At 64.2% G+C, this 11029-nt stretch carries 10 protein-coding genes; 6 read left to right on the top strand and 4 right to left on the bottom strand.

Going from position 1 to position 11029, the window contains the following annotated elements; all coding sequences use genetic code 11:
• Window positions 1-2: 2 nt before the first annotated feature.
• Window positions 3-809, bottom strand: a complete 807-nt coding sequence (locus EEB15_RS13000; RefSeq protein ID WP_141510291.1) for a hypothetical protein — start codon at window positions 807-809, stop codon at window positions 3-5.
• 37 nt (window positions 810-846) lie between these two features.
• Window positions 847-1503: a hypothetical protein gene (locus EEB15_RS12995; RefSeq protein ID WP_141510290.1), complete on the bottom strand. Its 657-nt coding sequence runs from the start codon at window positions 1501-1503 to the stop codon at window positions 847-849.
• A 34-nt stretch (window positions 1504-1537) separates the two neighbouring features.
• Between EEB15_RS12995 and EEB15_RS12990 the strand changes: the two genes are divergently transcribed.
• Window positions 1538-2335 carry an SDR family oxidoreductase gene (locus EEB15_RS12990; protein ID WP_141510289.1) on the top strand — a complete coding sequence of 266 codons (798 nt, stop codon included), beginning with the start codon at window positions 1538-1540 and terminating at the stop codon, window positions 2333-2335.
• A gap of 64 nt (window positions 2336-2399) precedes the next feature.
• On the top strand, window positions 2400-3386 hold the full coding sequence (locus EEB15_RS12985; RefSeq protein ID WP_141510288.1) for a hypothetical protein: 987 nt from the start codon (window positions 2400-2402) through the stop codon (window positions 3384-3386).
• Here the strand turns inward: EEB15_RS12985 and EEB15_RS12980 are convergent.
• Window positions 3364-4263 (bottom strand): DMT family transporter, encoded by a 900-nt coding sequence (locus EEB15_RS12980; RefSeq protein ID WP_141510287.1) that lies wholly within the window; start codon window positions 4261-4263, stop codon window positions 3364-3366. The two genes, EEB15_RS12985 and EEB15_RS12980, sit on opposite strands and share 23 nt — an antisense overlap.
• Before the next feature lie 115 nt (window positions 4264-4378).
• On the opposite strand from EEB15_RS12980, the gene EEB15_RS12975 reads away from it, so the two are divergent.
• The 3 genes from EEB15_RS12975 (at window position 4379) to EEB15_RS12965 (ending at window position 6666) form a co-directional block, all read left to right on the top strand.
• Window positions 4379-5362 (top strand): quinone oxidoreductase, encoded by a 984-nt coding sequence (locus EEB15_RS12975; protein ID WP_141510286.1) that lies wholly within the window; start codon window positions 4379-4381, stop codon window positions 5360-5362.
• A gap of 2 nt (window positions 5363-5364) precedes the next feature.
• On the top strand, window positions 5365-6150 hold the full coding sequence (locus EEB15_RS12970; RefSeq protein WP_141510285.1) for an NUDIX domain-containing protein: 786 nt from the start codon (window positions 5365-5367) through the stop codon (window positions 6148-6150).
• Between the two features lie 123 nt (window positions 6151-6273).
• The gene (locus EEB15_RS12965) at window positions 6274-6666 is read left to right on the top strand and encodes a response regulator (protein ID WP_141510284.1); all 393 of its coding nucleotides are present in this window, start codon (window positions 6274-6276) and stop codon (window positions 6664-6666) included.
• Here the strand turns inward: EEB15_RS12965 and EEB15_RS12960 are convergent.
• Window positions 6663-8333: a Na/Pi cotransporter family protein gene (locus EEB15_RS12960; protein WP_141510283.1), complete on the bottom strand. Its 1671-nt coding sequence runs from the start codon at window positions 8331-8333 to the stop codon at window positions 6663-6665. The genes EEB15_RS12965 and EEB15_RS12960 overlap by 4 nt on opposite strands.
• A 247-nt stretch (window positions 8334-8580) precedes the next feature.
• Between EEB15_RS12960 and EEB15_RS12955 the strand changes: the two genes are divergently transcribed.
• A complete protein-coding gene (locus EEB15_RS12955) occupies window positions 8581-11028 on the top strand; it encodes an SBBP repeat-containing protein (protein WP_141510282.1) in 2448 nt (815 codons plus the stop codon).
• Window position 11029: the final 1 nt, after the last annotated feature.

Below are 11029 nucleotides of genomic sequence, written 5' to 3'. Positions count from 1 at the left end.
TGTTACTTGTACTTGGAGTCGATTTCCCAGACCGTGGTCTGGACGAGGCGCTGCACCATCGTGTCGAGCCCGACGCCGCCCTTCGCGCCCTGGGACACGCCCATCACGCTGCTGGCGTTGGCGCCGACTTCCATCTTCAGTTCCTTGTAGCCCTGCGCCACCTGCTCGGTGGTGTTGGCGTTCATGATCTTGTAGCGCATGCCGATCAGCCACACGCCCGTGGTCTCCTGGTTCTGCACCGATCCGACCACGTGGCCGGCGGCGTAGCTCCCCGTGGAACCACCCAGCATGCCCACCAGGCCGCCGATGGCGCGGCCGTCGAAGCCCTTCTTGTTCTCGGCGATCTGCTCGGCTTTCAGGATGTCGAACTTGACGACCCACTGCGTGGTCTTGAGCTTGCCGATCTGCATGGTCTTGCGCGCCGCCTGCGGATCGCCCAGGTTGTAGGCCAGCGAGATTTCGTTGAGCAGGTGGCCCAGGTTGGCACGCTCCAGGACAGCGAAGTTGGCCTGCGACAGCTCGAGCTCGCCGAAGTCGGCGATGTTGTTGGGGCCGAACTTCTGCAGGAAGCCGGCGTTGTTGCTCTTGATCTCACCGGGAATCACCACCAGCGCCGGGCCGCGCCTGCCCTTGTTGACGTAGTCGACTTCCTTGTAGGCGGCGGCGTCGGCAGCCGCATTGGCCTGCTGCGAGGTGGACCTGCCGGCGTTGGGCGACGGGTTGCCGAACTCCGGCTGCGCCATGGCGCAGGTGCCTGCCAGGCACAAGGCGGCGGCAAGCGCGCGGCGATGGAAATTCTTGTTGGTCATGATGCTTTTCCTCTGAACGGTAATGGGGGTGCGCCGGCTATCGGCTTGCGTTGCGGCAGTAGTCGCTATAGAGCTTGGCGACGACTTCGTCGGCACGCTCTTCGATCAACGTGAGCGCCATGCCGGACACGTCGCTGCCCGCATAGCTGGCGTTGGTGGCCGAGGCATAAGCCACGGGTCGCCCGCCTCCATCGGTGAGCGTGAAGTTCATGTTCACGTTCACCTGGTTGACATTGACGATCGCGTTGCGCGTCGCCTGGCTGGCGATGACGCCGCGCAAGACATATTGCGCGGCCATCCGCTTGGACGCGCTCAAGGCGCGGTCCGGGTCATTCTTGAAATAGGCGTCGATCTCTTCCTGTGCGACCTGCGACTTGATCTGCGCGGCGGAGTAGGTCTTGAGGCCCAGGGCCTTCAGCCGGTTGTTGATGGCATCGACGTGGCGGCCGAAGCTGCTTTGGCTTGCGGTGACGTAGCCGTTCTTCTCTTCGCCGATCAGCACCATGATCTTGCGGTTCTTCACGCGGCTGCGGCATGGCGTGTCGAGCTGGTCCCACACCTTTTCCTGCCGCTGTGCCTTTGCCGCGGCTTCAGCCTGGGCATCCGGAGACGGGTCGGAAAACTTGAAGCCTTGCGCGTGCGCGGTGAGCGCGAGGGCCCAACAGGCGAGCAAAATGGCCGATGATCTGCGCATAGCGCTGGTCTCTCAATAAGAAAGGCTGATTATTATGGATTTGGGTATCGCGGGCAAATGGGCTTTGGTGTGCGGCGCAAGCAAAGGCCTGGGTTTTGGGTGTGCCCAAGCACTAATCCGTGAAGGAGTTCACGTTGTCATGGTCGCGCGTGGAGCGCAAGACCTGGAAGCCGCGGTCGAAAAGCTGCTGGCCGACCCTGCTCGACCGGCCGATACCGCCGTCCAGCACGTCGCTGCCGACATCACCACGGACGAGGGCCGCGCCAAAGTGTTCGAAAAGCGCGCCGACTACGACATCGTCGTCACCAACGCCGGCGGCCCCCCGCCCGGCGACTTTCGCGAGTGGGACCGTGCCGCCTGGATCAAGGCGGTGGACGCCAACATGCTCACGCCCATCGAACTCATCAAGGCGACGGTGGACGGCATGGCCGCGCGAGGTTTCGGCCGCATCGTGAACATCACTTCGAGTTCCGTGAAGGCGCCGATCGACATCCTGGGCCTGTCCAATGGCGCGCGAAGTGGTTTGACCGGCTTCGTCGCCGGTGTGGCGCGCACCAGCAAGCTGGCTTCGGCCAACGTCACCATCAACAACCTGCTGCCGGGTTCTTTCGACACGGACCGGCTCAAGGCCACGATGTCCGGCGCAGCCCAGAAGACAGGAAAGCCCGTCGAAGCGGTGATGGATGCACGCAAGGCCACCGTCCCCGCGCGCCGGTTCGGGACACCGGATGAATTCGGCGCCACCTGCGCTTTCCTGTGCAGCCAGCACGCGAGCTACATCACGGGGCAGAACGTGCTGATCGATGGCGGGGCGTATCCGGGGACGTACTGAAGCAGCGGGTCTGGAATTTGCTTGAGTGGTGGAGGTGCCCATCGGCATCCAGGGAGAAGGAAAAATGAGAAAGAAATTCGGAGCTTGCTTCGCGCTGGCGTTCGCGCTGTGCGGGCATGCATGGGCCGACGCCGGTCCTTTCGCTTGCGGCAAGTTCGGCGCGAACGTCACCAACAGTGCCAGCGCCGACCTCGGCATGACTGCCACGGCCATGTTCGCCACGCCCGGCTATCCGGTGCCCGTCAACTTCCTTGAGCAGGGCCCCTGGTTCCTGCTGGACGATTTCGGCAGCGGCCCCCTGATGGGATGCCAGCCGGCGACCAGCCGGCTCGGTGGCGGCGCGTATACCCTGCTGAACTCGTACAACGCGTCGGGCATGCTGGCCCAACAGGTGGTCAAGCAGGCGGGCGAGCCGCCGGTGACGCTCAAGTTCCGATACGTTCCCGGCAACCCGTATCGCGTGGCCTACGCCGAACAGCTTTGCTTCCTGGGCGTGGCGGGTTCGCCGGTCTACAGGCTCACGTTCAGCTATTCCAGTGCCACCGGGCAGCTCAGCCAACTGGGCGTGAGCCAGGACGCGGCGTGCCCCGATGCCGCCGGGACCTATACGTTCGCCTATGGCAGCACTGCGGTGCCCAACCTGCCCTCGCAAGTCGACTTCGTGGATGGCCAGGGCAACAAGCAGTCCTGGCAATACGGCTACCAGGTCGGCGGCGGGCTGCTGCAGCGGGTCGACCTGGGCGCCGGCAACAACATCGGCTACAGCTACGGCGGCACGCTGCTCAAGCAGATGACGCTGAACGCATCGGGCCAGAGCACGCCCCAGGTCATGGGCTACACGCCGAACCTGCAATGGGCGGGCTATCGCACGCCGCCGCAGAATTGGGGATTGACCGTCACCTACCAGAACGGCAAGCCGACGAGCGCGCTGCAAAATACGGGCTGCGCACCGGGAGAGTGCCCGCCTTCGCTGTTCACGTACACGGCCGCGGGCGCAAGGGGAGGTTCCATCCAAAGGCGTCTTGCGGCTAATGCCGCGAGGACACGATGATCCCACCGACGATCAGCAGAAATGCGATCGCATGGTAGAGGTGGGGCAGCTCGCCCAGGAAAGCGGCCGACAGAACCGCCGCGAACAACGGCGTGAGATTCGCGAAGAACCCTGCGATGTTCGGGCCGACGCGGCCCACGCCCATGCCCCAGCATCGGTACGCGAGGATCGCCGGGCCGATCGCCACATAGGCCAGCGCGGCGGCCAGCGGCCAGCCCCATTGGATGGGGGCATGGCCCGCCGTCCACTCTCCGGCGGCGAAGAGCGCTGACCAACCCACGCCGAAGGCCATCTGCGCCATCAGGAACGCGGCCCAGTTTCCGCGGATCTCCGGCGGGTCGCCGGGTCGGACGAGCAGCCAGCTATAAAACGCCCACGCGGCCGTGGCCACCAGCACGTACAGGTCGCCGGGCACCAGCCGGACCTGCATCAGCAGTTCCCAGTCGCCACGGCTGAGCACGACGAGCACGCCCAGGATCGACGACACGGCGCCCGCCAGTTGCCGGGGCGAGATGCGTTGCCCGAAGAACAATGCGCCGATGCCGAGCATCCACACCGGCGAACTGGCTGCGACCAGCGTCACGTTCAACGGTGTGGAGGTGGTGAGCGCGAGGTACTGCAGCGCGTTGTAGCAACCCACGCCCAGCAGGCCCAGCACCGCGAAGCGGCGCCAATGCCTCCACAGGCCGCTGCCGGGCCGCAGCACCCAGCCCGCCAGCGGCAGCAGCAACACGAGCGCCAGCGCCCAGCGCAGGAAGTTCAACGTGATGGGCGGCACCAGGCCATGTACCAGCCGGCCGACGACGGCGTTGCCGGCCCACAGCAGCGGGGGGACAGTCAGGAGGGCGGCGGTGCGAAAGTTGAGGCGCTGGTCCATGGGCAGCGCTCGATGGTATTCGCGCGGCGAAGACTTGGCCCGCACAAGGCTTGCAGTTTCATGGCAGGATGCCCGCCTGATCACGCACCCCATTGCACAACCGAAGGAAACCGTCATGAGCAAAGCCGTCCAGATTTCCCAGCCCGGCGGGCCCGAACAACTGCAGATCGCCGACGTGGATGTGGGCGAGCCGGGGCCTGGCGAGATCCGCATTCGTCACAAGGCCGTCGGCCTGAATTTCATCGACGTGTACCACCGCACCGGCATGTACCCGCTGCAACTGCCGCACACCCTGGGCATGGAGGCGTCGGGCGTGGTCGAGGCCGTCGGCGCCGGCGTCACGCACCTGAAGGCCGGAGACCGCGCGGCGTATGCCAGCCAGCCGCCGGGCAGCTATTGCGAACTTCGTGTGATGCCCGCCAAGACTGTGTGCAAGCTGCCGGATGCGATCGACTTCGACACCGGCGCCGCGATGATGCTCAAGGGCCTCACGGCGCAGTACCTGCTCAAGAAGACACAGCCGCAAGGCGGGTTGAAAGAGGGCGACTTCGTGCTCTTCCACGCGGCCGCCGGTGGTGTGGGCCTGATCGCGTGCCAATGGGCGCGCGCGATGGGGCTGCAGTTGATCGGCACGGCCGGCTCCGAAGCCAAGTGCGCGCTGGCCAAGGAGCATGGTGCTGCGCACGTCATCAATTACGCTACCGAAGACTTCGCGGTGCGGGTGAAAGAGATCACCGGTGGCAAGGGCGTGAAGGTGGTGTACGACTCGGTGGGCAAGGACACGTGGGACAAGTCGCTCGACTGCCTGCAGCCGTTCGGCTTGATGGCGAGCTTTGGCGCCGCCTCCGGCCCCCCGGCGCCGTTCAACGTGGGCGTGCTCGCGGCCAAGGGTTCGATCTACGCTACGCGCCAGACGCTGTTCACGCACATCGCCACGCGCGAAAGCACGCAGGCGATGGCCGATGACCTGTTCGACGCCGTGATCAGCGGCAAGGTGAAGATCCGCATCGACCAGCGCTATCCGCTGGACCAGGTACAGCAGGCGCATCGCGACCTGGAAGCGCGCAAGACCACCGGTTCGACCATCCTGACTTTGTGAGCATGCCGGCACTCGACGCGGCCTGGCGCGCAGCATTGGAGGCCAAGGCCGACGAGCCGCCGCGCAGGCCTCGCGTGCCTTTGTGGGCGGGCGCGGCGCTTATCGGTTCTGTCGAGCCGGAGTTGCTGCGCCGTGTGCCGCTGCCCATCGGCATCGTCGAAGCATGCACTCGTGACGGCGCCCCGGGATGGCTGGTTCTCGGTGAGCCGACGGCGAGCCTGCGCGTCGTCGCGGACGCCCTGCGCGAAGCGGGCATTGCGCATGCCTGGCGCGACGAGCAACTGGCCGTGACCGATGAAGCGGGCCGCGTCGTCGGTACGGTGGAGCGCGCCGTCGTGCGGCCGTTGGGCATCACCACTTTCGCCGTGCACCTGGCCGGGTTTTCGGCGGACGGCCGTCATTGGGTCCAGCAGCGCTCGCTGACCAAACCCAACGACCCGGGCTTGTGGGACACCTTGATGGGCGGCATGGTCCCGGCCAGCGACTCGTTGGCGCAGGCCCTGGAGCGTGAGACCTGGGAAGAGGCGGGACTGCGCATGGAGCAGCTCGAACAACTGGCCTATGGCGGCCGGGTTTCGACCCGCAGGCCCAGCGATGGCCCGGCGGGGTATGTCGTCGAATACATCGACTGGTATCGCTGCGTGGTGCCGGATGGTGTGATCCCGGTCAATCAGGACGGAGAAGTCGCGCAGTTCGGGCTCATGACGGGCGGCGAGGTGCGGAGCCGTCTTTTGCGTGACGAATTCACGAACGAAGCCGCCCTGATCCTCACACGCTGCGGCGTGTAGTCGCGCTCCGACAGCGGCGCGGCGCCAAGGTCGGGCTGACCGACCTCTCCTACAGGCACAGGGCCCACAGGCTTGCAGGCCTCACCCGATGGGCAGGGTAGATTGGACCCAATGGAGATCGTCATGAAGTTCCGCGCCTACATCGTCGAAGACAGCCCGACCATCCGAGAAAACCTCATCGAAACACTGCAGGAGCTGGCGCTGGTCGATCCCGTGGGAGCGGCCGAAACCGAGCACGAAGGCAAGAAGTGGCTGGCCCAGAACGAAGGTTACTGGGACCTTGCGATCGTCGACCTGTTCTTGAAGGAAGGCAGCGGCCTCAACATCCTGGAGGCCTGCCGGCAGCGCAAGCCTGGGCAGAAAGTGGTCGTGCTCAGCAACCATGCCACCAACGACGTGCGCTGGCGCTGTGCGCAGCTGGGCGCCGACGCGGTGTTCGACAAGTCAACGGAGATCGACGACCTGATCGACTACTGCGTGAGGCAGCGCGTCGAGGTCGAGCCCCGCAAGCACTAGAGGATGGTGGGGGGCGCTTCCGCCAGCTGGGCCTGGCGCAGCCGGTTGGGTGCGAGAGCGCCCGCCGAGTCGAGGATGGGGTAGGCGATCGAGCAGATGTGCGAGTTGATGCGTTTCAGGTCGCTGATCAGGTCGATGTGCAGCGAGCTGGTCTCGATGCTCTGCACCGTATTGCCGGACAGCCGCGTCAGGTGGGTGGACGCATAGGCGCGCTCCAGATCCCGAAAGCGCGCCTTTTCCTCGAGCAGCTTCTGCGCGTCGCGCACGGAGCCGTTGAGGAACACGCTCATGCCCAGGCGCAGGTTGTCGATCAGCCGCGCGTGCAGTTCGCAGATCTCGGCCATGCCGGCTTCCGAGAAACTGCGGCTCTTCTTGATCTTCTTGTCTTCGATGTCGATGAGCACCCGCTCGACGATGTCGCCGATCTGCTCCATGTTGATGGTGAAGCTGATGATGTCCGTCCAGCGGCGGCTTTCTTCCTCGCCCAGCGCCTCGCGCGAGATCTTGGTGAGGTAGTACTTGATCGCCGAATACAGCTCGTCCACCGAGTCGTCGAGCTTGCGCAAATCTTCGGCCAGCTTCAGGTCGTTCGTCTTGATCACGGCCAGCATGCCCACCATCATGGTCTCGACGATGTCGGCCTGATGCAGGGCTTCGCGCGCAGCACACGAAATGGCAAGCGAGGGCGTCGCGAGCGCGGAAGGGTCCAGGTGGTGCGGCCGGCCCGCCACGCGGGATTTGTCGGGCTTGGGTAGCCATCGGCTCACCCAACGCGCGACGGGCTGCGTGAGCCCGATGAACACGATCGCCACCAGGATGTTGAAGCTGAGGTGAAAGAGCACGACGACGGTGGCGGTGTCGTGCACATAAGGGCGCACGTGGCGCAGCCACAAGCCGATGAGAGGTGCGGCCAGCAGCACGCCGATGGCTTTGAACACGAAGTTGCCGAGGGGCACCTGGCGGACTTCGACGGCGGACTTGGCGGTGGTGAGTACGGCCAGAAGGCCGCTGCCGAGATTGGCGCCCAACACCAGGCCCAGGGCCGGCTCGAGGGGCATCAGGCCCGAGACGGCCATCGTTGCCGTGAGTAGCACGATTGCCAGGCTTGAGTACGCCACCAGCGAGAGGAATGCCCCGACCGTGATCTCCAGCAGCAACTCGCTGGTGATCGATCCGAGCAGTGCCTTGACGACGGGCGAATGCGTCATCAGCTCGGTGGACTCCGCAATCAGGCGCAGCGCGAGCAGCATCAGACCCAGTCCGATCAGGATGCGGCCGAAGCGCCCCAAAGGGTTGGACTGGCGCGAAACGAACAGCACCACGCCCACGAAGATGAACAGTGGGGACAGCCAGGAGAGGTCGAACGAGAACACCACCGCCATCAGGCTCGTGCCCATGTCGGCGCCCAGCATCACGGCCAGCGCCATCGGCAGCGTGACCAGGCCTTGGCCGACGAAGGAGGAGACGATCAGCGCGGTGGCGGTGCTGGATTGAACGAGGGCGGTGACGCCCAGGCCGGAGATCGCAGCCGTCCAGCGATTGGACACACTGTGCGCCAGCACGTTGCGCAGGTTGGCGCCGAACACCCGGAGGATGCCGGTGCGGACGAGATGCGTTCCCCAGACCAGCAGCGCGATGGCCGCCAGAAGATTCAACAGTTGCTTCATTCTTGAGGCTTCAACTATACGCGGTGGGGCGCCGAACTCGACCGCCGCGTGGGACTACCTCTGCGCGGCAGCGGCCATGGGCGCTATCCATGCGCACGTGCCACCTTGCGGTCAAGGGAAATAACGTGCACTTAAAAGTCGTTAGGAAGTGATAGTATTTCCGCATATTTATAAGTTAATTGCCTTATTCTCGGGCGCTCGGCATCGAGTTGAAGCAGTTACTGTGTTGCCGCACTTAGGGGGGATCATGTTTTCCAACTTTCGCGCCACCGTTGCGACGGGCTGCCTGTGCCTGGCCGCGTCCGGTCTCGCCTTCGCACAACCGGCGCCCCAGGCAAAGCTTCCGGTCGTCGACGACGTTGCAAATGGGATCGACGCCTTTCCGCTGGCGTTTGAGCAGAACCTCGGACAGGCCGATCCTATCGTCAAGTTTCTGGCACGAGGGCTCGGTTACCAGGTCTTCCTGACCGCGCAGGAGGCGGTCATGGTATTGCCTCTCGATGAAGCAACGCACACGACACGCTTGAGTCCGGACTCTCCCTCACTGAAAGAATCGCCTCCGGAACGACAGGCTGCGGTCATTCGCATGCGTTTTGCCGGCGCCAACCCGTCGCCCGTGCTCAAGGGCGAGCAACCACTCGGCCACAAGACCAACTACCTTGCGAGCGCCGATCCGACGCAAAATATTGCCGGTGTCCCAAGCCACGCCAAGGTCAAATACGAGGCGGTCTATCCAGGTGTCGACGTCGTCTATTACAGCAACGCAGGGCGGCTCGAATACGACTTGCTGGTGGCGCCTGCTGCCAGCACAGACGCGATCAAGATCAGCTTTCCGGACATCAGCAGGATCTCTGTTTCCAAGGAGGGCGACCTGGTACTGGGGATGCCCAACGGGGATATTCGCTATCACAAGCCCGTCGCATATCAACAGGTTGATGGAAGCAGGAGACTCGTCGACGCGGAATACGTCATAGCCGGCGAAGGACATGTCGGCTTCCGGCTTGGCGCCTACGATCAACACAAGCCGCTGGTGATCGATCCGATTTTGAGCTACTCGTCGGCCTCTTGGGGATCTGCCAAAGGTGTCGCCGTTGATTCCGCAGGCAACGCTTACCTGGTGGGTTCAATCGGTGCGTCGGGCCTGCCCGCCTCCACGGGATATCTGACCAAGCTGGCGGGTACGCAAGATGCCTACGTGGCCAAGATCGATCCGACGGGAACCAGGCTCATTTGGGCAACCTACCTCGGCGCGCGCAGGGCGGTCACCTACGGCAATGCGATCGCCGTCGACGCCAGCGGCAATGCCTATGTGGGCGGCACCACCAATTCCGCCTCGTTCCCGGTTACCGCAGGTGCCTACGAGACCGCATTTGGCAGTGGCTCATTCATCACCAAGCTGAACGCGACGGGCAACGCGCTGGCCTACTCCACGTTCGTCAACGGCGCGACCATCGCATCGATCGCCGTCGATGCGGCGGGAAACGCCTATACGACGGGGACGGCGAATGCCCTCGTGACGACCGCCGGGGCCTTTCAAGCGGTCCGGCCGGCCAGCCCCACCTTTTCTCCGTTTGTGGCCAAGCTGAATGCGGCTGGAAGCGCGATGGCCTATGCCACCTACCTCGGCGGCAGTTCCGACGACAAGGGCACGGCCGTGGCAGTGGATGCGAGCGGCAATGCCTACGCAACGGGCGCCGCCTATTCGGCTAACTTTCCGATGAGCGCGCCATTTCAATCGATCCGGCGCGGAACCCGGGACGCGTTTGTTGCAAAGCTGAATCCCACGGGTTCGGCACTGATCTATTCGACATACCTCGGAGGCACCTACGAAGACCAGGGCCACGGCGTTGCGGTCGACACGTCGGGCCAGGCGTACGTGGTTGGGTTGAGCTATTCGGACGATTTTCCGGTGACAGCGGGCGTGTTTCAGCCGCGCAAGGGCTACACGAGCCCCAATTTCTCCAACGGGTTCATTGCCAAATTGAATGCGGCCGGGTCTGGCCTGGTCTATTCCTCATTTATCGGCGGCAAGTGGTGTGTTACTGCAGGGGTCTCCACCTGTTCGGGCGGGCTGTTCAAGGCCGGAGACAGTGCCACGGCTGTTGCGGTCGATGCCGCGGGCTACGCCTATATCGGCGGGTTCAGCATTTCTGGCCAGTTCCCGCAGGTGGATCCCATTCAAGATGTGCCCGAGTACTACTCCGACTACACGGCCGACGTTTTTTTCACGAAGGTCCGGCCGAATGGCGATGGCCTGATCTACTCCGTCGTTCTGGGCCAGCGAAACTCGGACTTGCTGGTCACTTCCATGGGTGTCGATCCGGCCGGCGGGGTGATTGCAACCGGATACGGATCTTCCATTCCGCCAACCGCCGGAGCCCAGTTGATCACGAGCGATATCGGTGAATTCATCATCAAACTCGTCGCGGGCCAATACCCCACTAACGTGCGCTCCTCGTCCAATCCCGCCAGCGCCGCGCAACCCGTCGTCCTCACCGCGGATGTGCAGAGCACGCAACTGGGCGGCACCGTGACGTTCTATTCCAGCGGCGCGGTGTTGGGTAACGCCCCCGTGGTGGCTGGTGCGGCTTCGCTGTCAGCGAACTTGAGCCCGGGCATTTACAAAATCACGGCGGTCTACAGCGGCGACGGCAAGACTTCGCCCCCGTTGTTCCAGATCGTCAAGGGGCAGTAAC

The sequence above is a fragment of the Ramlibacter sp. WS9 genome (assembly GCF_003797765.1).
Classification (GTDB): Bacteria; Pseudomonadota; Gammaproteobacteria; order Burkholderiales; family Burkholderiaceae_C; genus Ramlibacter.
This window is presented reverse-complemented; position numbering and strand designations above follow the sequence as displayed.

Coding starts and splice junctions, on each gene's coding strand:
- EEB15_RS12995 (WP_141510290.1), bottom strand. CDS start 1,503: ATGCGCAGATCATCGGCCATTTTGCTCGCCTGTTGGGCCCTCGCGCTC.
- EEB15_RS12965 (WP_141510284.1), top strand. CDS start 6,274: ATGAAGTTCCGCGCCTACATCGTCGAAGACAGCCCGACCATCCGAGAA.
- EEB15_RS12980 (WP_141510287.1), bottom strand. CDS start 4,263: ATGGACCAGCGCCTCAACTTTCGCACCGCCGCCCTCCTGACTGTCCCC.
- EEB15_RS13000 (WP_141510291.1), bottom strand. CDS start 809: ATGACCAACAAGAATTTCCATCGCCGCGCGCTTGCCGCCGCCTTGTGC.
- EEB15_RS12975 (WP_141510286.1), top strand. CDS start 4,379: ATGAGCAAAGCCGTCCAGATTTCCCAGCCCGGCGGGCCCGAACAACTG.
- EEB15_RS12960 (WP_141510283.1), bottom strand. CDS start 8,333: ATGAAGCAACTGTTGAATCTTCTGGCGGCCATCGCGCTGCTGGTCTGG.
- EEB15_RS12990 (WP_141510289.1), top strand. CDS start 1,538: ATGGATTTGGGTATCGCGGGCAAATGGGCTTTGGTGTGCGGCGCAAGC.
- EEB15_RS12985 (WP_141510288.1), top strand. CDS start 2,400: ATGAGAAAGAAATTCGGAGCTTGCTTCGCGCTGGCGTTCGCGCTGTGC.
- EEB15_RS12970 (WP_141510285.1), top strand. CDS start 5,365: ATGCCGGCACTCGACGCGGCCTGGCGCGCAGCATTGGAGGCCAAGGCC.
- EEB15_RS12955 (WP_141510282.1), top strand. CDS start 8,581: ATGTTTTCCAACTTTCGCGCCACCGTTGCGACGGGCTGCCTGTGCCTG.